Here is a 25,927-nt window from a genome sequence, read left to right as displayed (position 1 = left end):
GCAAACCGTGCCCCGCGCTGCTGGAACGGGGGGCACGTTTGTCGACGGTCAGAGCTGGTTGTACGCCTTGCTGAAGGTGTCGCACTGGTTCGGATCGCCGCTGCGGAATCCGGTCATGAACCAGTTCACACGCTGCTGGCTGCTGCCGTGGGTGAACGAATCCGGCACGACCCCGCCCCGCGCCTGCCGCTGCAGGTTGTCGTCCCCGATGGCCTCGGCCGTACGCACCGCCTCCTGCACGTCGGCCTGCGTGATCTTGGCATCGGTCTGGGAGGCGTTGCCCCACACCCCGGCGAAGCAGTCGGCCTGGAGTTCCAGCCGCACGGAGTACGAGTTCGCCTCGGCCTCGGTGCGGGCGGCCCGCTGCTTGCGCTCGACCTGATCGGCGATGCCCAGTTCATTCTGGACGTGATGCCCGACCTCGTGGGCAATCACGTAGGCGTATGCGAAGTCGCCGCCACCGCCGAGCTGACGATCCATCTGCGAGAAGAAGCTGGTGTCGAGGTACACCTTGTTGTCGTTGGGACAGTAAAAGGGGCCAACGGCGCTGTTCGCCGCGCCGCAACCGCTCTGCGTACCGCGCGTGTAGAGCACCAGACTGGGATTGGTGTACGTGCGGCCCGCCTTCTGGAAGATCGAACCCCACACCAGATTGGTGTTCCGCATGACGTTGTTCACGAACTGGTAGTTCTCGTCACTGGCCTGACTGCTGGCCCCGGACGGCGTCTGGGTCTGCGTCTGCGCCGGGGGGCTCTCCGAACCACCGCCCAGCACGACGCTGGGGTCAATCCCAAAGAACATGGCGATCAATGCGATGATCAGACCACCCACGCCGCCGACCGCGATCCCACCGCCGGGGAGCCCTCCCCCACCGCGCCGATCTTCAATGTTGCCACCACTGCCGGGAAGATTTTTCCAGTCCATAGGAAATGTGCTCCTTGTATCAGGGCCGCGCACTGGTCTGGCCGGCCCCCTGAAGGGCCACTCGCGCGGCGGTGTGGGCATTGTAGGGTGGCGGCGGGCGGCCGGGCTGACCGCGCCTTTATCCGGCGGCCGGATTCAACCGGGAGCCACCTCCCCCTGCCGACGAACCGCGCGGCGCTCCGGCGCTCAGCGCACCACGCGGGCCGGGCGCAGCACCTGGACACGCGCCGGCGTGCCCTCGGGGAGCACCCGGCCGGTCGCGTCGTGGACGACGAGTTCCTGGGCATTGCCCGCACCGCTGAGCTGTACGGTGTACGTGGCGTCGCGGCCCCGGAAGTCCCGCGCGGTGATCACCACGGGCGTGCCGGCCGGGTCGTCCGTGAAGGCCAGGTGCTCGGGGCGCACGCTGACCAGCACCGGGCCCTGCGCGGCCTCGCTCAGCGGCAGGATGCCCAGGGCGGTGCGGGCCATCAGGCGGTCGGCCGTGCCCGACAGCAGGTTGCTGCGCCCCAGGAAGTTGGCGACAAAGGCAGTGCGCGGCCGGGTATAGACCTCCTGCGGGGTGCCGGTCTGCTCGGCCCGCCCGGCACGCATGAGCACCAGTCGGTCGCTGAAAGCCAGCGCCTCCTCCTGGTCGTGCGTGACCAGGATGGCGGTGGTGCCGCTGCGGCGCAGGATCGCGCGGACTTCCTGGCGGGTGGTGTGGCGCAGCTGCGCGTCCAGGTTCGAGAAGGGCTCGTCGAGCAGCAGCACCCTCGGGCGCGGGGCGAGCGCCCGGGCCAGCGCGACCCGCTGCTGCTGCCCGCCCGACAGCTGGTGCGGAAAGCGCGACTCGAAGACGGTCAGGCCGACCAGCGCCAGCGTCTCGCGGGCACGCGGCAGCCGCTCGGCGCGGGGCAGATGCCGCAGGCCGAAGGCGACGTTCCCCAGCACGTCCAGATGCGGGAACAGCGCGTATTCTTGGAAGACCAGCCCCACGCCGCGCCGCTCCGGGGGCACGTGCGGGTGCGTGACATCGCGGCCATCCAGCAGCACGGTGCCGGCATCCGGATGTTCCAGCCCGGCGATCAGCCGGAGGGTCGTGGTCTTGCCGCAGCCGCTGGGGCCGAGCAGTGTCAGCAGTTCGCCGGGCGCGGCCGTCAGGTTCAGGTCGTCGACGACGGGCGGCAGGCCGGGGGCATGCCGTTTGCCCAGCCCCCGCAGTTCCAAGGTGGGCACGTCCGGTGTCATGGCCGCTCCTGGCGGGGGCTCCCCGGCCGCTCGCGGCGCAGGATCAGCAGGGTCAGGGCCGCGCCGCTCACGGCCAGGGCCAGCGCATATGGAGCGGCGCTGGCATACTGCGCCTCCTCGGTGTAGGTCCAGACGTTCCGGGCCAGGGTCTCGAAGCCGATGGGCGACAGCAGCAGGGTCAGGGGCAACTCCTTGAGGACACTCAGGAACACGAAGGCGGCGCTGACCAGCAGCCCTGGCCGCAGCAGCGGCAGGGTCACGCGCAGCAGCGTCTGGGCGGGCGTCATCCCCAGCATGCGGGCCGCGTCCTCCAGACGCGGCGTGGCGCGGGTCAGGCCGGTGCGGATCGGGCCGATCGCCTCGGCGACGAAGTGCAGGGTGTACGCGATGATCAGCAGGGCGAAGGTCTGGTACAGGGAGGGCGTGACCCGCAGCGTGAAGAACACCAGCGCCAGCGCGAAGGCCAGCGGCGGCGTGGCGTAGCCCAGGAACGCGGCCCGTTCGGTGACCCGCGCGGCCCGCGATGGATCGCGGCTGCCGATGTACGCCAGAGGGAATGCCAGGGCAGTGGTACTCACGGCCGCCAGGGCCGCCGCGCCCAGGGCACCCCGCAGCGCGCCCAGCACCCCCTCCCACGCCTGGAGATCCACACTCGCGTTCAGCCAGTAGACGATGGTGCCCAGCGGCACGACCAGCGCCGCGCCAGCCAGCAGTGCGGTGAAGGCCCACGCCACCGGCGCAGCCCGGCCCAGCGCCAGTGGTCGGGCGGGCCGGGCCCCGCCGGGCGACACGCGGGCCAGGTGCACCCGGCGCATCAGCCGGGCCTCCAGCCACAGCACGCCTCCGGTCACGAGCAGCAGGCCCAGCGCCAGCCACGCCGAGTACACCCGGTCATACGCGGCCGTGTACTGCTGGTAGATCGCGGCGCTGAAGGTGGGATAGCGCATCAGGCTGACCACGGCGAAGTCGCCCAGCACGTGCAGGGCGATCAGCAGCGCCCCGGACAGCCACGCGGGCCGCAGGTGGGGCACGGTGACCTGCCAGAAGGTCTGGGCACGGGTGCGGCCCAGCAGCGCGGCAGCGTCCTCCAGCGCAGGATCCAGGGCCCGCAGCGCCGCGTGCAGGTTCAGGAACAGGTACGGGAAGGTGAACAGTGTTAGCACGCCCAGCGCACCCCAGAAGCCGCTGGGTGCGGGCCAGGGAATGCCGGTCAGCGCGTCGATGGTGCCGCCCTGCCCACTCGCGGCGATCAGGGCATAGGCTCCCACATACCCCGGAATCGCCAGCGGCAGCACCCCCACCAGCATCAGGAGCCGGCGTGGCCGGATGTCGGTGCGGGCCGCCAGGAACGCCAGCGGCAGGGCCACGGCGGTGGTCGCCACCAGCACGCCCACCGTGAGCAGCACCGTGCTGCCCAGGAGCTGCGCGTTCCGGGCCCGGAACACGATCTCGCGCAGCTCCGTACTCTCGGCCCCGAAGGCCCGCAGGATCAGGTACGACAGGGGCAGCAGGACGCCGGCCACCGTCAGCAGGGCCGGCAACAGGATCAGGGGAGGAGAGCGGCGGATCATGGGTGACAGAGGCGACACAGCCCGGCCCGACGATACCAGAGTCCCCAGGTCGGATTTGCGGTCGTACGGACGGGTGCCGTGTCCGGCGTGCGGGGGTCACGCCACCCGACGGGGCCGCCATCCCATCCACCCCACACCGGACACGGCACCCACCAGCAGGCCCGTGACGAGCCCGGACGACGCGCGAGCCTTGGCGCCCCTGGGCAGGACGGTGCCCAGAACGGCGTCGGCCCCCAGGCCCACCAGCAGCGTGCCGGCGACCACCACCACGCCCAGTCCCACGGCGATCCAGCGGTCGGCGGCGCGGCCAGCCCCCCGCAGCCGGGGCAGGGCCGCCACGCCGGCCAGCACCGCCCCGAGCAGCACATACACCATCCCAAAGGGACGCGAGAAGTCGTCGGCCAGGAGCACGGCCAGGAGTGCAGCAACCATCAGCACGGCACCCAGGATCGCCACCACCACGGCGAGCGGGCCACGGAGGCTCAGCACGCCCAGCGCCACCGCCGCACCGAGGATCACGCCGAGCACGCCTCCCAGGAGTTCCATGCCCACAGTTCAGCACACGGCCCGGCAGGGCGTCGTCGTACCAATTCCGACCGAAGGAAGCAGGAACGGCACACCGGCTCTGCGGTATGGAGCCGCAACCGGCGCTGTCCCGGTTGGGGCGGAAGTGAGCGGAGTCGGTCTCACTTGCTGGCATGACGCAGACAGACGCCCACCCGGACTGTCAACCGGGTGGGCGGGCATGGGCGCTGGAATCAGAGCAGGCCGGCGTCGCGCAGGAGCTTCTGGGCCTTCTCGATGTTGCGGGGCAGCACGGTCGGCTCCACGCGGGGGCTGCGCTTGACCACGTCCGTGTACGGCAGCATGGTCGTGGGCTGGAGGATGTTGCCGACCACCGGGTACTCGAAGTTCACGCTCAGGAAGAAGGTCTGGGCGTCCTTGGCGACCAGGGCGCTCAGGAACCGGGCGGCAGCGGCCGTGTTCCTGCTGGACTTCAGGATGCCCGCGCCGGTGGCGTTGCCGAGGTTGCCGATGTCGCCGGCCTTGAAGAAGTACGTGTCGATGGGATAGCTCAGGCGGTTGACGCGCTGGATGTAGTAGTGGTTCGTCAGGGCGACGTCGATCTCGCCGGCCCGCATGGCTTCCAGCATGCCCACGTTGCTGGTCTTGAAATCGCGGGGTTGCAGCGCTTTCATGCCCTCGATCCAGGTCTTCGTGGCGGCCTCGCCATGCACCGAGATCATGCCGGCCAGGAAATCCTGGAAGGACGGGTACGCCACGGTCCAGCCGATCTTGCCCTTCAGGGCGGTCATCTTGGGCAGATCCAGGATGCTGGCCGGCAGCTGCTCGGCCTTGATGCGCTCGGTGCTGTACGCCAGGGTGCGGAAGCGCACCGTGGTGGGCAGCCACGTGCGGTCTGCGGGCAGGTAGTCGTCACTGACGCTGCGGGTCAGCGCCGTCCCCAGCTTCGTGAAGCGGCCCTCGGAGGCGAGTTCGCCCAGGGCGCCCACCGAGTTGCCCCAGTACACGTCGGCGGGACTGCGGGCACCCTCCTCGCGCAGGGCGGCGACGAGCTGCGCGTCGGTGCCGTAGCGCACGTTGACCTTGATGCCGGTCTGCTTCTCGAACTGCTGCACGACCGGGTCGACGAAGGTCTTCGCACGGCCCGAATACAGGGTCAGGGTCTTCGGGGTCTGCGCCAGCGCGGTACCGGCGAGCAGCAGGACGGAGGTGACAGCCAGGAGAGCTTTCATGGATTAATCCTAAGTAAACCACTCGGATTAATGAGGGTATATTTGTCCCGGCTGTCTGATCCGGGCTGGGGGTATCGGATATGGGTTCCGTCCGATTCCCGTCCATCCGGGACAGCGCCGGATGCACGTCCATCTCCCGAAATCCGTATCTTCTCCTTCTCCCTCTGCTGCGCAGCTCTGCGGGTCCGGTCGAATTGAATCTCATTGAAAACGGGATTCAATCCGAGTCCGTATCAGCGGCGTTCCAGCGCGAGTTCGACCAGCCGGGCCACCAGATCGCTGTAGCTCAGGCCGGCGGCCTCGAACAGCTTGGGATACATGCTGGTCGTGGTGAAGCCCGGCATGGTGTTCACCTCGTTCAGCAGCACCTCGCCGGTCTCCTCGACGTAGAAGAAGTCCACCCGGGCCAGTCCCGCGCAGTCCAGGGCCCGGAAGGCCCGCAGCGCCAGCTCGCGCACCTGCGCGGCGACCTCTGCGGGCAGCGGCGCGGGGATGTGCATGGTGGCGCGCCCCTCGGTGTACTTCGTCTCGTAGTCGTAGAAGTCCGCCTCGAAGCGCAGTTCCCCGACCGGGCTGGCGATGGGAGCGTCGTTCCCCAGGATGCCGACCTCCACCTCGCGCGGCTTGTGGGCGGTCATGGCCTCCAGGATCACGCGACGATCCAGCGAGAATGCTAGCGTGAGCGCGTCGTCCAGCTCGTCGGAGCCGTGTACCTTGCTGATCCCCACGCTGGAACCCAGGTTCGCGGGCTTCACGAACAGCGGAAAGCCCAGCTCCTGCGCCGACTGGCGCACGCTGTCCGGGCGGTCATGCCAGTCCCGGCGCACCGCGAGCCGCCACGCGACCTGCGCGATCCCGGCCGACGCCAGCACCTGCTTGGTCATGACCTTGTCCATGCTGACCGCCGAACCCAGCACCCCGCTGCCCACGAAGGGAATCCCGGCCAGGGTCAGCAGGCCCTGCACGGTGCCGTCCTCGCCCATGGGGCCGTGCAGGATCGGGAAGACGGCGTCGTAGCCCTCGGCGCTGGCAGCCCGGTGCAGCACGAGGTCACCGCCGCTGTCGGCCACGCCGCTCTCCAGGGCGTGCTGCGTCTGGGTGGGCGGCAGCCAGCGGCCCTCCTTGCTGATCACCACCGGCGTCACGTCGAACTGATCCACGGGCAGGGCGGCCAACACCGAACGGGCGCTCATCAGACTGACCTCGTGTTCGCCGGACTGGCCCCCAGCCAGCAGCAGGATGCGCTTCTTCACGCGGCGCAGTATGTCACGCAGCCAGAACGCTCAGCCTGCTGTCATGTGAACCACCTCCATGAGCGCGCATGAGGATGGTGCCTTACATGTTCAGGCCAACGGGACGCTTGACTTTTCAAAAAACAGGTCGATCCCGCACCCTGACGCAGTTCACACCTACGCCGTTGTGCCTACGCTATGATGCCCGGCGTTCACACACTAGACAGGTGACAGACATTCGGAGTCATGCGCGAAGTTCGTCCTCACCGTCAGCAGTTCAGGAGGCTTATGAAGAAACTGGCAATCCTCAGCACCATGCTCACCCTGTCGGTCGCGCTGGCCGTGGCTCCGAAGGACACCCTGGTCGTCCAGGAAAGCGCAGACATCCCCACCATGGATCCCGGCGTGACCTACGACACGGCCTCGGGCTCGATCACCGAGAACCTCTACGAGACCCTGGTGACGTACTCGGGCGCCAGCCTGACCAAGCTCGATCCCCTGCTGGCGACCAAGTGGACGATCAGCAACGGCGGCAAGACCTACACCTTCGACCTGCGCAAGAACGTCAAGTTCCACAGCGGCAACACCATGACCTGCGCCGACGCCGAGTACTCCTTCGAGCGCAACCTCGTCGTGAACTCCGGCGACTCCGGCAACTGGTTCATCGCCGAGTCGCTGCTGGGCACGGGTGCCAACGCCAAGGACGACAAGACCATCACGTGGGCGCGGATCGACAAGGCCGTGGAGTGCAACAACGCCGGCCAGCTCGTCTTCACGCTGCCCAAGGTCGACCCCGCCTTCCTGGCCAAGCTCGCGTACACCGGCCAGAGCGTCGTGGACAGCAAGTACGCGATCGGCCTGGGCGAGTGGAGCGGCAAGGAAGCCGACTGGCAGGCCAACGTCGGCAAGGACCTCCAGAACTCCAAGCTGAGCCAGGCGCCCAGCGGCACCGGCGCGTACAAGTTCGTCCGCAAGGACGCCAACGCCTTCCTGGCCACGGCCTTCGACGGCTACTGGGGCAAGAAGCCGGCCATCAAGAACGTCATCATCCAGAAGGTGCCTGAACTGGCCGCCCGCCAGCAGGCCTTCCTGCGCGGCGACGCCGACCTGATCGAGGGTGCAGGCCGCGCTGTGGACGAGGAGCAGATCAAGGGCAAGCCCGGCGTGGTGTGGCAGGACGGCTTCCCGTCGACCACCGCCACGGGCTTCTTCATGAATCAGAACATCAAGGCCAACGGCCTGCTGGGCAGCGGCAAGCTGGACGGCAAGGGCATCCCGGCCAACTTCTTCAGCGACGTGAACGTGCGCCGTGCGTTCTCCTACGCCTTCAACTACCAGCAGTACATCACCGACGTGCAGAAGGGCCAGGGCAAGCAGCGCACGATGCTGCTGCCCGACACCTTCCCCGGCTACGATGCCAAGGTCAAGACCTACAAGTACGACGCGACGCAGGCCAAGGCCTACCTCCAGCGTGCGTGGGGCGGTCAGGTCTGGAAGAACGGCTTCACGCTGACCGCGAACTACCGCGCGGGTGCCGTGGCGTCCCAGACGGCGATGGAGATCCTCAAGAAGAACATCGAGGCGCTGAACCCCAAGTTCAAGGTGAACATCCAGTCCAAGCCCTGGAGCGAGATGCTCAACGACTCGCGTGACGGCAAGGAAGCCATGATCATCATCGGCTGGGCACCGGACTACGCCGACGCCGACAACTTCCTGTACACCTTCTACTCGTCGAACGGCTACTACTCGCCGCGCAGCAACTGGAAGGACGCGTCGGTCGACAAGTGGCTGGAGCAGGCCCGCTCCACGGTCAACCAGGCCGAGCGCAACCGCCTGTACTCGCTGGTCGCCAACCGCGCCTACGAGCAGGCCCCGTACATCCTGATGCCCGCGCCGGTCGGCTATGCGTTCATGCGCGACAACCTGGTCGGGGCGGCGAAGGCCAACTTCAACCCCATGATCTCGTTCGCGTACACCGGTACGTTCTGGAAGGAGCTCAGCAAGAAGTAAGCTCCCAGCGCGGCGCAGTTCCCGTCACAGCGGGCAGGTTGTCCCCTCGGGGCGGCCGCCCGCTGTTTCCCATGTCGGGACACCAGGACGGAGCCCCCGGTTCAGGGAGCGCTCATCTTTTGCCCGCCGTACCCGGTTGGATTAAGCTGGACGCGCAGAGCGCCCGCCGCTCCGATCCCCCGTCCGCCCCGCTCGCCGACGGCACCGTCCGTCCGGCACCCGCACATTCCCACGAGGCCCTCCATGCTCAATTTCATCATCCGGCGAGTGATCCAGATTCCCCTGGTCATGCTCGTCCTGTCCCTGATGATCGTCGGGCTGACCCAGTTGCTCACGCCGGCCCAGCGCGTCGCGCCGTACATCCGCAGCGAGCAGCAGGCGGCCCGCGCCGACCAGATCATCCGCGAACGCGGTCTGGATCAGCCCTTCGCCGTGCAGTACAGCCGGTGGCTGGGGAGCACCCTGAAAGGCGACCTGGGCTACTCCCGGGCCAGCAGCCAGGACGTGATCCAGACCATCAAGACCCGCCTGCCCGCCACCATCGAACTGACCATCATCACGGCCATTCCGATCCTGCTGCTGGGGATCTGGCTGGGCACCCTGAGTGCACTCCACAAGGACAAACTGATCGATCAGGTCATCCGCGTGCTGGTCGTGTTCGGCTACAGCCTGCCCACCTTTGTCCTGGGGATTCTGCTGCTGGCGGTGTTCTACGCCTACCTGGGCTGGCTGCCGGGGGCTGGTCAGGTCAATGTCCTGAACCAGTTTGCCCTGAGCGACCTGAAACGCTACACCGGCATGCTGTCCATCGACGCCGCCCTGAACGGCCGCTGGGACATCGCGTGGGATGTCGTGCAGCACATGATCCTGCCAGCGATCACGCTGGTCACGGTACTGAGCGCCAACATCGTGAAGGTCATGCGCAACAACATGCTCGAGGCGCTGACGAGCGACTACGTGCGGACGGCCCGTGCCAAGGGGCTGGCCAACCGCACCGTGAACAACAAGCACGCCCGCCGCAATGCCCTGCTGAGCATCGTGACCCTGGGCGGTTTCCTGATCATCGGCCTGCTGGGCGGCTCGCTCATCACCGAGACGATCTTCGCGTACCCCGGCGTGGGCCAGTGGGTCGTGCAGGCCGCCCTCCAGACGGACCTTGCCGCGGTTCTGGGCTTCGCCCTGCTGTCGGCCGTGATCGTGGTGGTCGTGAGTACCGTGGTGGACATCCTGTACGGTGTGATCGACCCCCGAGTGAGGTTCGACTGATGTCCCCCGCCTCTCCTGCCACCCGAGGTCACGTATGACGACCGTCTCCGCCCCGGTGCCCGTGAGCCAGCGCGGCCGCTGGCAGCTGTTCTGGACCAGTCCCGCCATGCGCAAGCTGCGGCGCAACCCGCTGGCGATCGCCGGACTGATCATCACCCTGCTGTTCGGACTCACGGCGCTGTTCGCGCCCCTGATCGCCCGACCTGCCGACAACTGCCTGCGCGACCTGAACATCGCCACCCCGAACGAGGTCTACCGGCCGGGCGTTGCGCTGCAGGCCATCTTCGCTCCCCCGGAGAGCTGCTACCGCATCGAGCGTGTGAGCTTCCAGCAGCAGCCCACCCCCCCCAGCGCCTCGGCTATCTTCGGCACGGTCAACGGCTACAACATCTTCTATGGACTGGTCTGGGGCACCCGGACCGCGCTGAAGATGGCGTTCATCATCGTCGGGATCACGCTGGTGATCGGCGTGATCATCGGAGCGGTCAGCGGCTACTACGGCGGCTGGATCGACAACCTGATCCAGCGCTTCATCGACGTCCTGTTCGCCCTGCCGCCGCTGATCCTGACCGTCGTGATCCTGACGATCATGCGGGCCAGATTCACTGCCTCGGGGTCGGACTACGATCCCACCATTCCGATCATCGTGGCGTTCTGTGTGGCAGGCTGGGCCGGCTACGCCCGCATCATCCGGGGCGAGGTGCTGCGCACGCGGCAACTGGAATACGTCGATGCCGCCCGCGCCCTGGGGGCCCGCGACATGCGCCTGATCCTCAAGCACGTCGTGCCCAACTCGGTGGCCGCCGTGTTCACCCTGGCCGTGCTCGACCTCGCGACCACCCCGCTGGCCATCGCCTCCCTGTCCTTCCTGGGTCTGGGCTTCGAGGCCGGCTTCAGCGAATGGGGGCAGCTCGTGGACTTCGCCCGCGCGTGGCTCAAGCCCGAGTACTGGTACGTGCTGGTGTATCCGGCCGCGTTCATCATCCTGTTCAGCCTGGCCTTCAACCTCTTCGGCGACGGCCTGCGCGACGCGCTCGATCCCAAGACGCGCTGACGGTCAGTCGTCAGGACGCCTGCCGGTCACGACGACGGCAGGCGTTCGTCCTGTGGCTCCGGATCGCGCACCCAGCCGGGCAACTGCCGCCACACCAGCGCGTACGTGCCCAGTGCCAGCGCCCAGAAGGCCGCCACGGCCAGCGGCTGACCCAGCAGGGCGCAGCCCAGCAGCAGCAGCACACCGGGGGCGGTGGCCGCCTGGATTGCAGCGGTCAGCGCCGCCTGCCGGGCGGGCAGATCGGCGCGGCGGGCGGCCTGATACGCCAGATACAGCGCCACGGCGGCCAGGCCGACCCCCAGCAGCAGCAGACCGGCCACGGCCGGCCCAGGCGTCTGGGGTGGGGCCGACAGGAGCAGGATCACGCCCAGCACCACGCCCGGCACGGCGAGCACCCCCAGCGCCAGGGCGTAGGCCTGCCGCGCCGCGCGGATCAGGCCGTCCCGGGTTCCCGAGCGCAGGTCGCGGGTCAGGCGCTCAAGCATGAACGGCGGTCAGCACCTGCACCGTCGCGGGCACGCCGCCCACCTCGACGGCGGCGCCGTCCGTCAGTTCCCGGCGCAGCCGCGCAAGGCTCAGACCCTGCGCGTGCTCCCCCGACTGGCCCACGACCTTCCCGGCAAGCGTGACCTCGGCGTGGTTCGGCAGGGCGGCCCCGACCAGCCGCGCGAGGTGGTACCGGGCGTTGCCCCGCGCTTCCAGACGGGCCATGATCTCCTGGCCCACATAGCAGCCCTTGCGGTAGCTGATGGCCGGCAGGGGGCCGCCCACATCCAGTCCGATCTCCTGGAGCAGCGTACCGGTGAAGCCGTCGCGCACGACATCGGGAATGCCGGCGCGGATCCGGGCGGCGGTCAGGGTCTCCAGCGTGCCTTCCTCGCCGGGCAGCACGGCCAGCACCGCGTCCTCATGGCGGCGCAGGTAATGCAGGTCGACGCCAGGCGTGCCGGTGCGGTTCACGCGCCCCCCCAGAACCGTGATGCCGGCCAGTTCGAACTGCTGCGCGTCGGGGCCGGAGGCCTCCCAGCCGGCCAGCATGGCCGCATCCTGCACGTGAACGGTCGCCAGGAGCTCGGTGGTGGCCTCGATCTCGACCTGATCGAAGATCACGTAGCGCTTCAGACGGGCGGCCAGGGCGGGCGCCTGATCCGGATCGAGGTGCAGGTACACGTCGCCCTCGCGGCGGTACGCGCGCGCGAAATGCTCGATCTGGCCGCGTACGTTCAGGAATGCCCCCGTGACCATGCCGGGCGTGGGCGCGCCGCGCAGGTCACCCGTCATCTGGCCCTGGACGAAGTCCACGCGATCCGCGCCGGTCAGGCGCAGGCTGGAGGAGGGAAGCCGAGTCCACATGTCGCTCAGGGTACGGGAAGACGGGCGGCCGCTTTGTGTGCGCGGGGGGAACGGGGCACTCAGTCGCAGGCGTGCGCGAGTTCCCGCCGGGCCAGCTGCGCGCCGCGCGTGAGATGCCAGCGCCCCAGCTCGGCCACCTGTTCGCGGACGATCATCTCGGCCAGGGGCAGCGCGGCGCGGCGCGAGTCCAGGCTGCGGCGCACCACGGCGCCCAGGTCGTCCAGGTTCGACAGGTGTGCCCCCGGCACTCCCGCAATGGCCGGGTCGAGGATGCGCGGCACGCTGATGTCGATCAGGAACATGGGCCGATCCGGTCGCTCACGCAGGGCCTGCCCGACGCCAGCAGCCGTCAGGACGTGGTGCGGCGCCGCGCTCGACGCGATGACCACGTCGGCCTGCGGCAGCGCCTCGTGCAGCAGATCGGCGGCGCAGGTGCGGCCCCCGAAGCGCTCGGCGAGCTGCCGGGCCCGTTCCACGGTGCGGTTCACCACGATCACGTCCCGCACCCCGGCGGCCCGCAGGTGGGTCAGGGTCAGCTCGGCGGTCTCGCCCGCGCCCAGCACCAGCACAGCCTTGTCGTCCAGGCGGCCCAGCGCCGTCCGGGCCAGATCGACGGCAGCGCTCGACACGCTGACCACGTGATCGGCCATACCGGTCTCGGAGCGCACACGCTTGCCGGCGGCCAGGGCCCCCTGCGCGATCTTGTTGAGCAGCCCGGCGCTCAGGCCGCGCGCGTGGGCGTCCTGCCACGCCCGCTTGACCTGACCCTGGATCTGCGTCTCGCCGATCACCTGGCTGTCCAGGCCCGACGCCACGCGGTACAGGTGGCGGGCCGCGTCCTCGCCCCGGTAGACGTACAGGTGACCGTCCAGGGCGTGCCCCCATGCACCCTCGAAGGCCGCGACCGGATCGCCCCCCAGCCCCGCGAGGTACACCTCGGTGCGGTTGCAGGTGCTCAGGAGCATGACCTCGTCGGCGTGACCCGACAGGTGCGAGAGCAGCGCTCCCTCCTCGCCGGCCCGCACGGCGGCGCGTTCACGCACCTCAACCGGCGCGGTCTGGTGGTTCAGGCCGACCACGGCGAAGTCCAGCGGCGGAGCCGGGTCGTGGCCGGACGCGAGGATCAGGGCCTCGGCGGTGGGGCAGCGCAGGGTCATGCGCTGCTCCCCGGCAGGCCCAGATGGGCACGGATGTCGTCTCGCAGCCCTGCCAGGGCCGTGGCGCGGGCCTCACCGTCGACAGTCAGGGCCGCGTCCCGGCGCTGTGCCCAGGCGTCCAGATGCGCGGCATCCGGCAGCAGGGGCGCGATCAGTTCGGTCAGGGCCTGGGCGAGCATCGGGAGTTCGCGGCCGGTCGTGACGGCCACCTGCACGCCGCCCCGCCGGGCCACCGCCGGGAAACGCAGCGTGCCGCGTTCGGCGTGCCCGGCATGGTTCACAGGAATACCCAGGCTGCGGGCCTCGGCCGTCACGGTGTCGTTCAGGTGCGCGTCGTCCGTGGCCGCCACGACCAGCGCCGCGCCTGCAAGGTCGCCTGAACGGTACCCACGTTCTGCACAGGTCACCGGCAGGGCGCGCACCTCGGGGAGGACGCCGGGGGCGACCACGTGCACGTCCAGGCCGGCGTCCAGCAGCGTGCGGGCACGCCGGGCAGCGACACGGCCGCCCCCGACGACCACGGCGCGGGCACCGTGCAGTTCGAGGATGGCGGCCAGACTCACCCGCGTATGCTACGCCCGGCAGGCGGGTCAGGGGTCCCCGACCGAACGGTCAGGACGGGCATCTGGCACACAGGAATGCGCCCAGGTCGCTCCTGTCCCGGCATGGCGAGCGGCTCAGCCTGTCTGTACCGCCCGTTCGGCCGCATCCGCGAGCGATTCCAGACTGGCCGTGTCGGCCACCGTGATCCGCGTGAACCCGGCCTCGCGGGCAGCGTCGGCCGTCTGTGGCCCCATCGCCGCGACCGGCAGGGCCAGCGGGTCGAAGTCCTGGTTCGTCAGCGCCGCCAGATGCCGCGCCGCACTGCCCGAGGCGAGCGTCACGACCGCCGCCTCGCGCAGCCGCTGGAGGACGTTCTCGGTCGGCACAGCCGGCTCGGTGCGGTACAGCTCGGTGCGCCGGTACGCGATCCCCCGCGCCTCCAGCGCCCGCTGCAGGTCGTCCTCGGCCAGCTGGGAGGTGAGGTGCAGCGTGGCCTCGCCTGCCCCGGCCGGCAGCCCGCTGCCCAGGTGCCGCGCCCCCGGTGTGGACGGCACGAAATCTGCCCGCAGCCCGCGCTCCGCGAGGCTCCGCGCCGTGCTCGGCCCGACGGCGGCGATCCGCACCCGGGCCAGGGCGCGGGCGTCCAGCCCCGCGCGTTCCAGCACGCCGAACAGGGCCGTGACCGCCTGGTTGCTGGTCAGCAGCAGCCAGCCGCCGAAGCCATGCAGGGCGGCCAGCACCGGCGCGTCGTCCGGAATGGGCGCGAAGCGGATCAGGGGCACCTCCAGCACGCTCGCCCCGCGGGAACGCAGCACGTCCGAGAGACCACTGGCGCCGTCGCGCGTGCGGGTCACGGCCACGGTCTTTCCGGCCAGCGATCCGCCGACGCGCGACCCCAGATCGAACCAGCGCAACTGCTCGCGCAGGCGCACGACCTCGCCCACCACGGTCACGGCCGGAGCCTCCAGCCCGGCGTCCTGCACGACCTGCGCGATGGTCGTCAGGGTGCCGGTCACGGTGCGCTGCTGCGGCGTGCTGCCCCACTGGATGGTCGCGGCGGGCGTGTCCGGCGAGCGCCCGGCCGCGATCAGGTCGGCCGAGATCTGCGTCAGGTTGCGTACGCCCATCAGCAGCACCAGCGTGTCCACCCCGGACAGCCGCTCGTAGTGTGCCCCGCCCTCCTTCGTGTTGCCGGTCAGCACGGCGAAACTGCGGGCCACCTCGCGGTGCGTGACCGGAATCCCGGCGTAGGCGGGCGCGGCGATGGCGCTGCTGACCCCCGGCACGACCTCGAAGGGGATCCCGGCCAGGGCGCAGGCCTCGGCCTCCTCGCCGCCCCGGCCGAACACGTACACGTCGCCACCCTTGAGGCGCGCGACCCGCTGGCCGCCTCGATCCTGGGCCTTCTCGACGATCAGCGCATTGATCTGTTCCTGGCTGATGTACTCCGAAAAGCCCTTCTTCCCCACGTAGATCGTCTCGGCGTCAGGGGCAAAGCGCAGCAACTCCGGATTGGCCAGGTAATCGAACAGCACCACATCGGCCTCACGGAGGGCCCGCTGTCCGTGCAGGGTCAGGAGGCCGGGGTCACCGGGGCCGGCGCCGATCAGCGAGACGAACGCGCGGGAGGAAGAAGCACCATCGGTCATGCCGACAGGCTAGCCTCCCGCACGCGGGACATGGGGGACACGCCGACCGTGGCCGGAGGCCCCGGTTCCGGAATCAGTCAGACGCCGTGGCGTGCAGGGCGTCTCCGGTGGGCACGGCGGCGCCGCCGCTCTGGAGGGGCGCGTCTGCGGTCAGGGGCCACGCCAGATGGTGGGCCTGGGTGTCGTGCAGGCCGGCGAAGCGCAGATGGCGCTGGCAGATGAACCACAGCTCCTCGCGGTCGTTGGGCAGGATGAAGTACGCATCCGAGGATTCCGACGGATTGTAGACACCCACCACCCGGTAGGCCCGGTTCTCACTGAACCCGCTCTGGAGCGGCCGGGGCATCGGCGCACGGGGGCCATCGAGTTCGACGATGCGGACGAACATCTGGGGATGAAAGGCGAGCATGATCCACCTTGAGCCGCGCCCAGCACACACAAGGGGCGAAGGCATACAAGTTCAAGGCCCGGCCAATCCCCGCTGAAGGTCGCGTGTCCTCCGGCTGAGACAGACTCCGATTGAATCCCGCTGGAAGCGGGGTGAAATCCGACCGAAGGGAGTAGGAGAAGATGCGGATTCCGGGAGATGGACGTGCATCCGGTGCTGTCCTGGATGGACGGGAATCGGACGGAATCCGGCTGAGACGGGCTTCACGGAGTACCCTGACCGCATGGAACCGTGGCAGCGCATCGCGCACGCAGAAGCGCAGGCCCATGCCGGGTTCGGCACCTCCGAACGTTTTGGGCCGCTGGTCGCGGCTTTCGTCGCGCCGGGCCTGCCGCTCAATACCGCGTGGCACGACGGCACCCGCGTGCCGGACACCGCAGAACTGGCCGCCTTCGAGGCCTTCAGCGCCGCCCATGCCGTGCCGGCCACGCTGCATGTCCTCTCCCCCGCCGTGCCCGGTCTGCTGCCGCTGCTGCGCGAACGGGCCTACGCGCTGGAGTATGTGCTGCACCTGTACACCCACACCCTGCAGACGCTGCCGCCCGTGACCCTGCCGGTGCAGGAGGAACCCGATGCGGATGCCTGGGCGGCCGTGTCGGCGCAGGGCTTCGGGCCGGGCAGCGAGGACATCATGCGGGTGGTCGCGCACGCGCCGGGCACGCGGCGCTTCGTGGCCCGGCCAGGCGGTGTCCCGGCGGGCAGCGGGGCACTGGGCGTGAACGGAGCCGTGGGGGCGCTGTACGGCATGTCCACTCTGCCCGACGCGCGGAACCGGGGCGTGCAGGCTGCCCTGATCGCTGCCCGGCTGCACGCGGCGCAGGCGGCGGGGGCGACCGTGGCCACGGTCTTCACCACCCCCGGCACCGGCAGCGAACGCAATGTGGTGCGGGCAGGCTTCACGCTGGGCGGAATGCGGCTGACCTTCACCCGCTCCATCAGTACACGCTGAGGCACACCCGCAGCCGCTCCAGCGCACGCCGGTCGACCGGGCCGAGGCCGGCAGGCAGTGCGTCCAGCGGGAAGAACCGCAGGGCATGGCCCTCGACGCCATCGGCGCGGGGCGATCCATTCCACTCGCGCACCACGTACACGGTCGTGACCTGATAGAACTCGTCGCCGTTCGGGAGCCGAACGTAGGTGTCCGGGCCACTGATGACCGCGAACAGCAGGGGATCTCGCGGCGTCAGGCCGGTCTCCTCGTGCAGTTCGCGCACCAGGGTGTCCTCCAGCGCCTCGCCCAGTTCCGCGATGCCGCCGGGTGTGCCCCAGCCGCCGGTGTCGGTGCGGCGTTGCAGCAGCACCTCGCCGCTGCCGTTGACGACCAGGGCACACACGCCGGCCCAGTTGACGGGCGCGTGGCCGATGCGGGAGCGCAGGTGCTGCACGTAGTCCACAGCCGTCACGCCCTCACCTGTACGGCGCGGCGGGTGACGGGGCCGCCCAGAGGCGGGAGCCCGTCCGGCGCGAAGAACGACAGTTCCGCGATCTCCACGCTGTCCGGCTGCGGGGTGCCGCTCCACGCCGTCATGCGGAACAGGGCGGTGTAGGCGTAGAACCCGTGGCCGTTCGCCAGGCGGCGGTAGGTGTCCGGGCCGCTGACCACGTCGAGCAGGTCGGCCGTGTGGACGTGCAGGCCGGTTTCCTCGCGCACCTCCCGGCGCATGGTGGCGTCCAGCGCCTCGCCCAGTTCGCTGCTCCCGGTGGGGACGCCCCACGCCCGGCCGCCCACGCGGCGGCACAACAGGACATGTCCGTGGGCATCCGTGATCACCGCGCCCGCCCCGATGAGGTTGATGGGCCTGGTGCCGATCACGGCCCGCAGGTCACGGATAGAGTCATGTGTACTCATGTGAGCATCTTACACACCAGACGCCGCACTCCGTACCGCGTCCCTCACCGCCGCGCACACGGCCTCCTGCACCAGCGCCCCCAGCAGCAGCGGATCGGCCGGGGGCAGCACGCCCGAACTCAGGACGAAGGCGCTGTCGCCGTCCCAGAAGGTGTGGCTGGGGTGGATCACGCGGGCCAGCGCGGTCTGCGCCGAGTCGGCCAGCCGCCGGCAGTCGGCCTTGGTCAGCGTGTGCTCCGTGACCACCGCGACCAGGGTGGTGCTCTCGACCTCGCCCGGCGTGAAGGCCAGGGCCCCCGGCCCCACGCCCGGCCCGGCCAGCACACTGCCCTGCTCATCCAGCACGTCCCCGATCGGGTTCACGACCGCCAGCGCCCCCACGCGGACGCCGTGGCGCTCCAGCGATACGCTGCCCAGGCCACCGGGCACGGCCCCCACGCCCAGGTACTTCCCGGCCGTCGCCCCGGTGCCCGCGCCCACCCGGCCACGCAGCACCGGATCGGACGACGCGGCCCGCGCGGCGGTCTCTCCCTCCCGTTCGCCCGGCCGCGCCTGTGGGTTGCCCACGCCCAGGTCGTAGATCACGGCCGCCGGGACGATGGGCACCCGTGCCCACGGCGTCTCGTGCCCGATCCCGCGTTCCTCCAGCACGCGCACCACGCCTGACGCCGCCGCCAGCCCGAAGGCGCTCCCACCCGTCAGCAGCAGCCCGTGCACCCGCTCGACCTTCTTCTCCGGCGCGAGCAGGATGCCCTCACGCGTGCCCGGACTCGGCCCCAGGAACGACCCCGATGCCACGGCCCCGGCCGGTGGACACAGGAGCACGGTGCAGCCGGTCTGGCCCACCGGGTCTGTCCAGTGGCCGACCAGAAACTCTGGAATGGCCGTGAGGGTCGTGTTCAGCGTGGTCATGGGTTCATTGCATCACGTCGGGGGCGGCGGGAGCGTCGGATCGTACCAGGGTCACAGGAACGGGAGGCGCGCTGACTGCGGCCTCTGCACGTCGAGGGGAGGCAGCGAGTCCCTCAGGGCCTCCACTGAGGGGAGGTGGCCCGGACGCACAGAGGGGCCATGCTGACGGCAGCGCTGTCGCGTGCGCAGGTGCCCGACCCGTCTCCCCGGCTCCGGCTGGACGCTTCCCCGCCCCGGTGTGCTATCGTCTACGGCGCATTGCTGGCGCAGCGCAGCGTGGACGCCTGAACCTGGTCAGGGCCGGAAGGCAGCAGCCATAAGGGATGATCCGCGGGTGCCGTTGCTCACCGGCAATGCTTTTTTTCTGCCCATGTCCACCCCGCCCCGGCGGGGTGTTTCTGTTGCGTGCTCAGCGCGTCTTGCTCTGGAGCACCAGCGCCTGGGTCTCCTTCACCACGGCCAAGTCACGCAGGCGGTCGCCGTCGAGGTCGCCGGCCTGGGCCAGGGCCTCGGCCTTCTTCCGGTCGACGGTCGCGACCTCCAGGGCTGCCGCATCTCCGAAGACCTCGCGGAAGCGGTCAAGGGGATATTCGATGCGGCGCGAGACCTTCAGCACGGCGCGGTACAGGTCGGTCTCGGCGTGCTCGCCGCTGCCCAGCGCGGCCTTGAGCTGGGCGCCCAGTTCGTCCCGCTCGGCCTCCAGGCCCTGGATGGTGTCGCGCAGCATCGCGTAGCGCTCCAGCAGGTCACTCAGGGTGGGGACGTCAGACGTCATGTGCCCAGAATACGGAACTGGCCGCTAGCATGGCCCGTATGGACGACCCCGCTGAACTGCTGGCCGCCGACCTGCAACGCCGCATCCTGGACGCCATCCGGCGCGGCGCGAGCATGGAGGACATCGCGGATCTCAAGGACGCCGACATCCAGAGCCCGGAAGCCGCCATCCAGGCCCTCAAGGACGGCAATGCCCGCTTCTTCAGCGGACAGGTCGCCCGGCCGGAGATCGGCGCGAACACCCGCCGTGCCCACATCATGGGACAGACGCCCTACGCGGCGGTGCTGGCGTGCAGTGACAGCCGCGTGCCGGTCGAACTGGTGTTCGACCAGGGGCTGGGGCAGCTGTTCGTGGTGCGTGTGGCGGGCAACGTCGTCGGCGGGGCCGCCCTGGGCACTCTGGAGTACGCCCTGGAGCATCTGGACGTGCAGCTGATCATGGTGCTGGGACACGAGGGCTGCGGCGCCGTCGCGGCCGCCCTGCTGCCCGAGCAGCGCGTGGCGCAGGAACCCGAGAACCTCCAGGAACTGATCCGCTGCATCCAGCCCAGCGTGGCGGGCCTGCCGGTCATCCGTGACAAGAAGGCCCGCATGCGGGAGGCCGTGCTGAACAACATCCGCCATCAGGCCCACCTGCTGCGCCAGCACCCCCTGATCCGCGACGCCGAGGCCGCCGGCCGCATCCGCGTGGTCGGTGGCTACTACGAGATCGGCTCCGGGGCCGTGGACTTCCTGGTCGATGACGAGGATCTGAGGCCGTAAGGGGCGGAGGGCAGAGTGCCAACAAAGCCCCTCTGCCCTCCGTTGCGCGGCTCCGCGAGTCTGCCCTCAGATCACGAACTCGCCCGCACGCATGACCGGCTCGCGGGTGCCGTCCCTCGCCACGCCGTCCACGTCGATCTGATCACTGCCGATCATCCAGTCCACGTGGGTCAGGGAGTCGTTGCCGCCGGCCTTCAGGAAGTCCTCCAGGGGCATGTCCACACCGCCTCTGACGTTGAATCGGTACGCGCTGCCAATGGCGATATGGCTGGCGGCGTTCTCGTCGTACAGGGTGTTGAAGAAGAACAGGCCGGACTTGCTGATCGGGCTGGAGTGCGGCACCAGCGCGACCTCGCCCAGGCGGTGGCTGCCCTCGTCGGTGGCGATCATGCGCGTCAGGGCGTCCTGGCCCTGGCGGGCCGTGGCGCTGACGATCCGCCCGCTTGCGAACTCGATCCGGATCCCATCGATCAGCACGCCCTGGTACGACAGGGGCTTGGTGCTGACGACCACGCCGTCCACCCGCTCGCGGTGCGGGGCCGTCCAGACCTCCTCGGTGGGAATGTTGGCCGTGAAGGTGATGCCGCCGGGGGTGTCGGCCGCGCCGCCGCCCCAGATGTGGTCGTCCGCGAGGCCCACGGTCAGGTCGGTCTCGCCGCCACGGAAGTGCAGCGCGTGGTACCGCTTGCCGGTCAGCACGTCGCGGCGGCGCTTCAGGTGCGCGAGGTGCTCCTCCCACAGCGCCACCGGATCAGGCTGGTCGGCGCGGGTGGCGGCAAAGATCGCGTCCCACTGCTGCTCGACTGCCATGTCGGCGCTGGCGTCCGGGAACATGAGCTGCGCCCAGCCGGGAATGGGGGCACTGATCAGGTTCCAGTTCAGGCGGTTGGTCATGACCTGCTGCGAGTAGGGCCGGCGGTACGTGGCCAGCGCCTTCTGATACGCGGCCACCCGCACCTGATCCACATTGCCGAGCAGATTCGGATCGGTGGCGCGGATGGCGATGACCGCGCCGCCCGCGTTCGCCGTCTCCAGTTCCGCATCCACGCGCCACTGGCTGATGGTGTCGAAACTGCCGTCCGGGGCCAGCTCGAAGCGGGCGAGCACCACGTCGTCATCGTCCCAGCGGACATCCACGAAGCTCGCGCCGGCGGCGTAGGCCTCGCGCACGACCAGGCGGGCCAGGGGCGCGGTGTCCACCGGAGCCTGCACCAGCACGCGCTGGCCGGGCTTCACGCCCAGACCGACCCGCACGGCCAGACGTGCGTAGTTGCGGAGTTTCTCGTCGAAGGTCAGGGCTGCCGGAGTGGTCTCGGTCGTGGTCATCCGCCGAGGATAGCCCTGGAGTCCACAGGAGCCGCGCACGTCCGTCCCGCATCCCTGAGCACCTGGCCTTGGCCCCCACATCCCAGCCGGTGAAGCCTGCCGGTGAATGCCAGGCCAGGAAAGACACCCTCCGGACAGCCGCCCTCCGGCGCACCGAGGTGGCGTGGAGCGTGATCGCGCCGGACACGCCGGGGCCCCGGCAGGCGATCTGATCGGCACGCGCCCTTCCTGCACACCGGAACTGAAAAAGCCCCCTTGCGGGGGCTCCCTCATGGTCAGCGCGTCCTCAGACGGCCAGCACCTGGCGGCCGTCGTAGTAGCCGCAGCTGGGGCAGATGTGGTGCGAGAGCTTCTTGGCGTGGCAGTGGGGGCACTCGCTGAGGTTCGGAGCGGTCAGCGCGTGGTGGCTGCGGCGCATGTCGCGCTTGCTCTTGCTGGTCTTCTTCTTGGGGACGGGATGCTTGGCCATGGTCTACTCTCCTCGGACGCCGCTCGGCGCGAATTATGGACTGCTCGCCGGGGCAACTGCTCGGCCGCTCACGGCGTCGAGACAACAGCGGGGACTATACCACGAAGTGGCGTGGGATGGGAATGGGGCGGGGGTGGTGACCGTGCGCATCCCCCTTCCGGCACTCCACGCCACGTCCCCTCAGGGAGTCGCGAAAAAAAGCCGGCTGCGACACCCTGCTCGGCACCCCGTTGAGGGGGGCAGTCACCGGCAGGCGAGTGATGCGTAGAGCCGCGCGGGAGCGGACACGCCCACAGGCCCTGCGCCGGGAGCCTCCCGACCGACGATCTGCGGCCGTGAATGGACACGCGGCGGCGTACCATCACTGTCCATGACCGACCTGCACCGCATCCGCACGGAGCTGGCCGACGCCTTCGCGCTGGGGACGCACAGTCTGCACGGCCCGGCGCACTGGGCCGGGGTCGAGCTGCACGCCGTGCGGCTGGCGGAACTGGGTGGCGGAGACCCCGAGGTCTGCCGCTGGTTCGCTGTCTTCCACGACGCCGCCCGTCAGGACGAGGGCCACGACACCGGCCACGGCGCACGCGGCGCAGCGCTGGTGCAGCACCACCGGCCCCGCCTGCCCCTGACCGATGCCCAGGTCGAGGTGCTGGCCCAGGCGTGCCACAGCCACGAACTCGGCCACGTGACGGACGATCCGACCATCGGCGCGTGCTGGGATGCCGACCGCCTGGAACTCGTGCGGGTCGGCATACGGCCCAGAGCCGACCTGATGAGCACCGCCGCCGGCCAGGCCGCCGCCCGCGACCGCGAGGGCTGGATGCGGACGCTGGCCGCGCAGGAGTAACCCAACCCGCCCCGCTGGACGTCCCCCCGGTGCCCGGCGTGGCCCGCTCTATGCTGCCCTGCATGCGGGTCGTCCTGAAACTCGGCACGAGCGTCCTCACCGCCGGCACGGATCGGCTGCACCCGCCCCGGCTGGTCGATCTGGTGCGGGGACTGGCAGCGGTGCGGGAGGCCGGGCACGAGGCCGTGCTGGTCACCAGCGGGGCCGTGATCGCCGGGTGGGAGGCGCTGGGCTTCCCGCCGCGCGACCGGACGGTGGCGGAAAAACAGCTGCTGGCCGCTGTCGGGCAGGGCCGCCTGATGCACCGCTACGCGCAGATCGCCGACATCTACGGCATGACCGTGGCACAGGTGCTGCTGACTGCCGACGACTTCCGCGACCGCACCCGCTACCTGAACGCCCGCACCACCCTGGACGCCTGTCTGGCCCGCGGGGTGCTGCCGATCATCAACGAGAACGATGCCGTGGCCCTGGAACAGCTCAAGGTGGGCGACAACGACACCCTGTCGGCCTTCGTGGCGAACCTCGTCGAGGCCGACCTGCTGGTGATCCTGACCGACGCGCCCGGCCTGTACACCGCCGATCCCCGCACGCACCCGGACGCCACGCTGATCCCGGTGGTGCCGCGCGTCACGCCCGAGATCTGGGCGCTGGCGGGCGGCGCGGGCTCGCACCGGGGCACCGGGGGCATGCACACCAAGATCCAGGCGGCCGAGATCGCCACCCGCGCCGGCACCCCGGTCGTGATCGCCCCCGGCGACGCGCCGGACGCCCTGCACCGCATCGTTCAGGGCGAAGCGCTGGGCACCCGCTTCGTGGCCGCCGGATCGCGCCTGGAGGCCCGCAAGCGCTGGATCCTGGCCGAGATCGCCGCCGGCCGGGCCCTGCTCGACGACGGGGCCGCGCGGGCGGTGCGCGAACGCGGCGGGAGTCTGTTGCCGGCCGGGATCCGCGCCGTGGAAGGCAGTTTCGCGCGCGGCCACACCATCCGCCTGCTGGCCCCGGACGGCCACGAGGTCGCCCGCGGCCTGAGCCGCTACTCGTCGGCCGACCTGAGCCGCATCGCCGGGCGGCACTCGCGCGAGATCGAGGACGTGCTGGGCTTCACCTATGGCCCCGAAGCGGTGCACCGCGACGACCTCGTGCTGCTGTAGCGCCCCGCCGCCTATACTCCTTGCCGTGCTGTCCCTGCTCACGGCCGCCATGCTCACCATTCCGGATCCGGCCGGCGACGCCCGTGGAGACGGGGGCTATGTGCTCCCCACCCGCCCCGCCATCAGCCAGGACACCCTGGATCTGCGGTCGTTCAGCGCCCAGCCCCAGGGTCAGGGCATGCGCCTGACCGTCGCCTTCGGGCAACTGGGCAATCCGTGGAACGCCCCCGGCGGCTACTCGGCGGGCGTGACCGACATCTTCGTGCGCACCGGCTTCGGCGGCCAGTCCGTGCTGGGCGACACGGGCCTGCGGGTGCGCGGCGCGTCCGGGTGGCAGTACCACGTCCGCGTCACGGGCTTTGGCACCACGCTGAAGACCGTGACCGAGGACGGCCGGGACGTACGGGCCCTGCCCGCCCCGACCATGCGGGTGTCTGGAGCCAGTCTGGTCATCGACGCGGCCATCCCGCCCGGCACGTACGCGTACTGGGTGACCAACTCGGTGTACAGCCCCCTGTCGGCCGACGGTGTGCTGCGGCCGACGACGGGGGGCGGGGCGTCGGCGCTCCAGGCGGGGCGGGCGGACGCGCCGGTGCCGGTGGACGTGCTGGCCCCGGCCGGCGACCTGGGGGCCTACACCGACTTCACCGTGGCCCCCCAGGGTGAGACGCGCAACACGGCCACGCTGATCCTGGCCGGGCTGGGGCTGCTGGGGCTGCTGATCACGCTGGGGGCCACGATCGCCGTGTGGCGGCGCGGCCGGTGAATCTGGCCACCCGGCCCGCCCTGCTGATCCTGACCGCCGCCGTGCTGTGGGGCCTGCTGGGCATCCTGGGCAAGCAGGCGCAGGCGGCCGGCGTGTCCCCGCTGGAGGTGGCCTTCTGGCGGGCAGCGCTGGCGGGCGGGCTGTACGCGCTGCACGCGGCCGTGATCCGGGCGCCGCTGCCACGTGGCCGGGATCTGTGGATCACCGCCGCCTTCGGCATCGCCGGGGTCAGCGTGTTCTACGGCACGTACCAGCTGGCCGTGCGGGCGGGCGGGGCCAGTCTGGCGTCCGTGCTGCTGTACACCGCGCCGGCCTTCGTGGCCCTCATGGGTTGGGCCTTCCTGCGCGAGCGGCTGGGCCTGCGGGAGCTGGCGGCCGTGGGCGGCACCCTGGCCGGGATCGCCCTGATCAGTTTCGGGGGTGGCCAGGGCGTGACCGTCGGCCCGGCCGCGCTGGGCTTCGGGCTGGCCGCCGGGTTCACGTACTCGCTGTACTACGTGTACGGCAAGGCCTTCTTTCACCGCTATGCGCCGCCCGCGCTGCTGGCGGTCGCCCTGCCGGTGGGCGCCCTGGGCCTGCTGCCGCTGGTGGAGTTCGCTCCCAAGACAGCGCCTGCGTGGGGCAGCCTGCTGGCCCTGTCGTTCTTCAGCACCTACCTGGCGTATCTGGCGTATTCGGCCGGCCTGCGACACCTGAACGCCACCCGCGCCAGCGTGATCGCCAGCCTGGAGCCCGTGGTGGCCGCCGCCCTGGCCGCGCTGCTGTACGCCGAGCGGCTGTCCGCGCTGGCGCTGCTGGGAGCCGCCCTGGTCATCGGCGCGGCGCTGCTGCTGAGCGTCGAGAAGAAGGAGACCCACCCGCCGGTGGAATGACG

27 protein-coding genes and 1 other RNA gene are annotated in these 25,927 nt (G+C 70.3%); 10 read left to right on the top strand and 18 right to left on the bottom strand.

Translation table 11 applies throughout. From position 1 onward, the window contains the following. Positions 1 to 48 precede the first annotated feature (48 nt). The 6 genes from U2P90_RS06750 to U2P90_RS06725 all read right to left on the bottom strand — a co-directional run bounded on the left by U2P90_RS06750 (position 49) and on the right by U2P90_RS06725 (position 6,735). Entirely contained in the window at positions 49 to 924 is an 876-nt protein-coding gene (locus U2P90_RS06750) for a neutral zinc metallopeptidase (protein ID WP_322474309.1), read from the bottom strand. Between the two features lie 186 nt (positions 925 to 1,110). Continuing rightward, positions 1,111 to 2,154 (bottom strand): ABC transporter ATP-binding protein, encoded by a 1,044-nt coding sequence (locus U2P90_RS06745; RefSeq protein WP_295823514.1) that lies wholly within the window; start codon positions 2,152 to 2,154, stop codon positions 1,111 to 1,113. After that, positions 2,151 to 3,725: an ABC transporter permease gene (locus U2P90_RS06740; RefSeq protein ID WP_322474308.1), complete on the bottom strand. Its 1,575-nt coding sequence runs from the start codon at positions 3,723 to 3,725 to the stop codon at positions 2,151 to 2,153. Before U2P90_RS06740 ends, U2P90_RS06745 begins: the two co-directional genes overlap by 4 nt. A 96-nt stretch (positions 3,726 to 3,821) precedes the next feature. After that, positions 3,822 to 4,271 carry a hypothetical protein gene (locus U2P90_RS06735; RefSeq protein ID WP_322474307.1) on the bottom strand — a complete coding sequence of 150 codons (450 nt, stop codon included), beginning with the start codon at positions 4,269 to 4,271 and terminating at the stop codon, positions 3,822 to 3,824. A 212-nt stretch (positions 4,272 to 4,483) separates the two neighbouring features. Continuing rightward, positions 4,484 to 5,482 carry an extracellular solute-binding protein gene (locus tag U2P90_RS06730; protein ID WP_295820336.1) on the bottom strand — a complete coding sequence of 333 codons (999 nt, stop codon included), beginning with the start codon at positions 5,480 to 5,482 and terminating at the stop codon, positions 4,484 to 4,486. A gap of 233 nt (positions 5,483 to 5,715) precedes the next feature. Next, positions 5,716 to 6,735 (bottom strand): D-alanine--D-alanine ligase family protein, encoded by a 1,020-nt coding sequence (locus tag U2P90_RS06725; protein ID WP_295820339.1) that lies wholly within the window; start codon positions 6,733 to 6,735, stop codon positions 5,716 to 5,718. 267 nt (positions 6,736 to 7,002) lie between these two features. On the opposite strand from U2P90_RS06725, the gene U2P90_RS06720 reads away from it, so the two are divergent. The 3 genes from U2P90_RS06720 (at position 7,003) to U2P90_RS06710 (ending at position 11,044) form a co-directional block, all read left to right on the top strand. Further along, positions 7,003 to 8,724 (top strand): ABC transporter substrate-binding protein, encoded by a 1,722-nt coding sequence (locus U2P90_RS06720; protein WP_295820341.1) that lies wholly within the window; start codon positions 7,003 to 7,005, stop codon positions 8,722 to 8,724. Between the two features lie 243 nt (positions 8,725 to 8,967). Next, a complete protein-coding gene (locus tag U2P90_RS06715; RefSeq protein WP_295820343.1) occupies positions 8,968 to 9,990 on the top strand; it encodes an ABC transporter permease in 1,023 nt (340 codons plus the stop codon). A 34-nt stretch (positions 9,991 to 10,024) separates the two neighbouring features. Next, positions 10,025 to 11,044 carry an ABC transporter permease gene (locus U2P90_RS06710; RefSeq protein ID WP_295820346.1) on the top strand — a complete coding sequence of 340 codons (1,020 nt, stop codon included), beginning with the start codon at positions 10,025 to 10,027 and terminating at the stop codon, positions 11,042 to 11,044. Between the two features lie 26 nt (positions 11,045 to 11,070). Here the strand turns inward: U2P90_RS06710 and U2P90_RS06705 are convergent, their stop codons facing one another. The 6 genes from U2P90_RS06705 to U2P90_RS06680 form a co-directional block, all read right to left on the bottom strand. Next, entirely contained in the window at positions 11,071 to 11,529 is a 459-nt protein-coding gene (locus U2P90_RS06705) for a hypothetical protein (RefSeq protein ID WP_322474306.1), read from the bottom strand. Continuing rightward, on the bottom strand, positions 11,522 to 12,397 hold the full coding sequence (locus U2P90_RS06700) for a YgfZ/GcvT domain-containing protein (protein WP_295820352.1): 876 nt from the start codon (positions 12,395 to 12,397) through the stop codon (positions 11,522 to 11,524). The genes U2P90_RS06705 and U2P90_RS06700 overlap by 8 nt, the downstream gene beginning before the upstream one ends. Positions 12,398 to 12,456: 59 nt before the next feature. Then, the gene (gene hemA / locus U2P90_RS06695; protein WP_322474305.1) at positions 12,457 to 13,554 is read right to left on the bottom strand and encodes a glutamyl-tRNA reductase; all 1,098 of its coding nucleotides are present in this window, start codon (positions 13,552 to 13,554) and stop codon (positions 12,457 to 12,459) included. After that, positions 13,551 to 14,117, bottom strand: coding sequence for a precorrin-2 dehydrogenase/sirohydrochlorin ferrochelatase family protein (locus U2P90_RS06690; protein WP_322474304.1), 567 nt, complete (start codon positions 14,115 to 14,117; stop codon positions 13,551 to 13,553). The genes hemA and U2P90_RS06690 overlap by 4 nt, the downstream gene beginning before the upstream one ends. Before the next feature lie 114 nt (positions 14,118 to 14,231). Next, positions 14,232 to 15,746 carry a uroporphyrinogen-III C-methyltransferase gene (gene cobA, locus U2P90_RS06685; RefSeq protein WP_322474303.1) on the bottom strand — a complete coding sequence of 505 codons (1,515 nt, stop codon included), beginning with the start codon at positions 15,744 to 15,746 and terminating at the stop codon, positions 14,232 to 14,234. A gap of 73 nt (positions 15,747 to 15,819) precedes the next feature. Beyond that, a complete protein-coding gene (locus U2P90_RS06680; protein WP_295820362.1) occupies positions 15,820 to 16,155 on the bottom strand; it encodes a hypothetical protein in 336 nt (111 codons plus the stop codon). A gap of 262 nt (positions 16,156 to 16,417) precedes the next feature. On the opposite strand from U2P90_RS06680, the gene U2P90_RS06675 reads away from it, so the two are divergent. Beyond that, positions 16,418 to 17,143 carry a GNAT family N-acetyltransferase gene (locus U2P90_RS06675; RefSeq protein WP_322474302.1) on the top strand — a complete coding sequence of 242 codons (726 nt, stop codon included), beginning with the start codon at positions 16,418 to 16,420 and terminating at the stop codon, positions 17,141 to 17,143. Here the strand turns inward: U2P90_RS06675 and U2P90_RS06670 are convergent. From U2P90_RS06670 to U2P90_RS06660, 3 genes are read right to left on the bottom strand one after another with little or no spacing between them, the layout of a single operon-like run. Next, the gene (locus tag U2P90_RS06670; RefSeq protein ID WP_322474301.1) at positions 17,130 to 17,597 is read right to left on the bottom strand and encodes an NUDIX hydrolase; all 468 of its coding nucleotides are present in this window, start codon (positions 17,595 to 17,597) and stop codon (positions 17,130 to 17,132) included. The two genes, U2P90_RS06675 and U2P90_RS06670, sit on opposite strands and share 14 nt — an antisense overlap. Continuing rightward, positions 17,594 to 18,043, bottom strand: a complete 450-nt coding sequence (locus U2P90_RS06665; protein WP_322474300.1) for an NUDIX hydrolase — start codon at positions 18,041 to 18,043, stop codon at positions 17,594 to 17,596. The genes U2P90_RS06670 and U2P90_RS06665 overlap by 4 nt, the downstream gene beginning before the upstream one ends. A gap of 9 nt (positions 18,044 to 18,052) precedes the next feature. Continuing rightward, entirely contained in the window at positions 18,053 to 18,955 is a 903-nt protein-coding gene (locus U2P90_RS06660) for a P1 family peptidase (protein ID WP_322474299.1), read from the bottom strand. Between the two features lie 258 nt (positions 18,956 to 19,213). Here U2P90_RS06660 and ffs point away from each other — a divergent pair. Then, an RNA gene (gene ffs, locus U2P90_RS06655) (signal recognition particle sRNA small type) lies at positions 19,214 to 19,312 on the top strand. Between the two features lie 52 nt (positions 19,313 to 19,364). On the opposite strand, the gene U2P90_RS06650 is transcribed toward ffs, so the two are convergent. After that, positions 19,365 to 19,730, bottom strand: a complete 366-nt coding sequence (locus U2P90_RS06650; protein ID WP_295820374.1) for a hypothetical protein — start codon at positions 19,728 to 19,730, stop codon at positions 19,365 to 19,367. A 38-nt stretch (positions 19,731 to 19,768) separates the two neighbouring features. Here U2P90_RS06650 and U2P90_RS06645 point away from each other — a divergent pair, with 38 nt between their 5' ends. After that, positions 19,769 to 20,491 carry a carbonic anhydrase gene (locus U2P90_RS06645; RefSeq protein ID WP_295820375.1) on the top strand — a complete coding sequence of 241 codons (723 nt, stop codon included), beginning with the start codon at positions 19,769 to 19,771 and terminating at the stop codon, positions 20,489 to 20,491. Between the two features lie 66 nt (positions 20,492 to 20,557). On the opposite strand, the gene U2P90_RS06640 is transcribed toward U2P90_RS06645, so the two are convergent. Together U2P90_RS06640 and rpmF are read right to left on the bottom strand one after the other, a co-directional pair. Continuing rightward, positions 20,558 to 21,817, bottom strand: coding sequence for an aminopeptidase (locus tag U2P90_RS06640; protein WP_322474298.1), 1,260 nt, complete (start codon positions 21,815 to 21,817; stop codon positions 20,558 to 20,560). 286 nt (positions 21,818 to 22,103) lie between these two features. Next, on the bottom strand, positions 22,104 to 22,286 hold the full coding sequence (rpmF, locus tag U2P90_RS06635) for a 50S ribosomal protein L32 (protein ID WP_136391122.1): 183 nt from the start codon (positions 22,284 to 22,286) through the stop codon (positions 22,104 to 22,106). A 370-nt stretch (positions 22,287 to 22,656) separates the two neighbouring features. Here rpmF and U2P90_RS06630 point away from each other — a divergent pair, with 370 nt between their 5' ends. The 4 genes from U2P90_RS06630 to U2P90_RS06615 all read left to right on the top strand — a co-directional run bounded on the left by U2P90_RS06630 (position 22,657) and on the right by U2P90_RS06615 (position 25,925). Further along, complete coding sequence (locus U2P90_RS06630) at positions 22,657 to 23,133, top strand: HD domain-containing protein (protein WP_322474297.1); 477 nt, start codon at positions 22,657 to 22,659, stop codon at positions 23,131 to 23,133. 62 nt (positions 23,134 to 23,195) lie between these two features. Beyond that, positions 23,196 to 24,287: a glutamate 5-kinase gene (proB, locus tag U2P90_RS06625; RefSeq protein ID WP_322474296.1), complete on the top strand. Its 1,092-nt coding sequence runs from the start codon at positions 23,196 to 23,198 to the stop codon at positions 24,285 to 24,287. A gap of 25 nt (positions 24,288 to 24,312) precedes the next feature. Then, a complete protein-coding gene (locus tag U2P90_RS06620) occupies positions 24,313 to 25,053 on the top strand; it encodes a glucodextranase DOMON-like domain-containing protein (RefSeq protein ID WP_322474295.1) in 741 nt (246 codons plus the stop codon). After that, positions 25,035 to 25,925 (top strand): DMT family transporter, encoded by an 891-nt coding sequence (locus U2P90_RS06615; RefSeq protein ID WP_322474294.1) that lies wholly within the window; start codon positions 25,035 to 25,037, stop codon positions 25,923 to 25,925. The genes U2P90_RS06620 and U2P90_RS06615 overlap by 19 nt, the downstream gene beginning before the upstream one ends. Positions 25,926 to 25,927: the final 2 nt, after the last annotated feature.

This window comes from Deinococcus sp. AB2017081 (assembly GCF_034440735.1).
In the GTDB taxonomy this organism is placed as follows: Bacteria; Deinococcota; Deinococci; order Deinococcales; family Deinococcaceae; genus Deinococcus; species Deinococcus rufus.
The sequence above is the reverse complement of the archived record's forward strand: the minus strand, read 5'-3'. Positions and strand labels throughout refer to the sequence as shown.

Coding starts and splice junctions, on each gene's coding strand:
- U2P90_RS06750 (WP_322474309.1), bottom strand. CDS start 924: ATGGACTGGAAAAATCTTCCCGGCAGTGGTGGCAACATTGAAGATCGG.
- U2P90_RS06745 (WP_295823514.1), bottom strand. CDS start 2,154: ATGACACCGGACGTGCCCACCTTGGAACTGCGGGGGCTGGGCAAACGG.
- U2P90_RS06740 (WP_322474308.1), bottom strand. CDS start 3,725: ATGATCCGCCGCTCTCCTCCCCTGATCCTGTTGCCGGCCCTGCTGACG.
- U2P90_RS06735 (WP_322474307.1), bottom strand. CDS start 4,271: ATGGAACTCCTGGGAGGCGTGCTCGGCGTGATCCTCGGTGCGGCGGTG.
- U2P90_RS06730 (WP_295820336.1), bottom strand. CDS start 5,482: ATGAAAGCTCTCCTGGCTGTCACCTCCGTCCTGCTGCTCGCCGGTACC.
- U2P90_RS06720 (WP_295820341.1), top strand. CDS start 7,003: ATGAAGAAACTGGCAATCCTCAGCACCATGCTCACCCTGTCGGTCGCG.
- U2P90_RS06715 (WP_295820343.1), top strand. CDS start 8,968: ATGCTCAATTTCATCATCCGGCGAGTGATCCAGATTCCCCTGGTCATG.
- U2P90_RS06710 (WP_295820346.1), top strand. CDS start 10,025: ATGACGACCGTCTCCGCCCCGGTGCCCGTGAGCCAGCGCGGCCGCTGG.
- U2P90_RS06705 (WP_322474306.1), bottom strand. CDS start 11,529: ATGCTTGAGCGCCTGACCCGCGACCTGCGCTCGGGAACCCGGGACGGC.
- U2P90_RS06700 (WP_295820352.1), bottom strand. CDS start 12,397: ATGTGGACTCGGCTTCCCTCCTCCAGCCTGCGCCTGACCGGCGCGGAT.
- hemA (WP_322474305.1), bottom strand. CDS start 13,554: ATGACCCTGCGCTGCCCCACCGCCGAGGCCCTGATCCTCGCGTCCGGC.
- cobA (WP_322474303.1), bottom strand. CDS start 15,746: ATGACCGATGGTGCTTCTTCCTCCCGCGCGTTCGTCTCGCTGATCGGC.
- U2P90_RS06680 (WP_295820362.1), bottom strand. CDS start 16,155: ATGCTCGCCTTTCATCCCCAGATGTTCGTCCGCATCGTCGAACTCGAT.
- U2P90_RS06675 (WP_322474302.1), top strand. CDS start 16,418: ATGGAACCGTGGCAGCGCATCGCGCACGCAGAAGCGCAGGCCCATGCC.
- U2P90_RS06665 (WP_322474300.1), bottom strand. CDS start 18,043: ATGAGTACACATGACTCTATCCGTGACCTGCGGGCCGTGATCGGCACC.
- U2P90_RS06660 (WP_322474299.1), bottom strand. CDS start 18,955: ATGACCACGCTGAACACGACCCTCACGGCCATTCCAGAGTTTCTGGTC.
- U2P90_RS06650 (WP_295820374.1), bottom strand. CDS start 19,730: ATGACGTCTGACGTCCCCACCCTGAGTGACCTGCTGGAGCGCTACGCG.
- U2P90_RS06645 (WP_295820375.1), top strand. CDS start 19,769: ATGGACGACCCCGCTGAACTGCTGGCCGCCGACCTGCAACGCCGCATC.
- U2P90_RS06640 (WP_322474298.1), bottom strand. CDS start 21,817: ATGACCACGACCGAGACCACTCCGGCAGCCCTGACCTTCGACGAGAAA.
- rpmF (WP_136391122.1), bottom strand. CDS start 22,286: ATGGCCAAGCATCCCGTCCCCAAGAAGAAGACCAGCAAGAGCAAGCGC.
- U2P90_RS06630 (WP_322474297.1), top strand. CDS start 22,657: ATGACCGACCTGCACCGCATCCGCACGGAGCTGGCCGACGCCTTCGCG.
- proB (WP_322474296.1), top strand. CDS start 23,196: ATGCGGGTCGTCCTGAAACTCGGCACGAGCGTCCTCACCGCCGGCACG.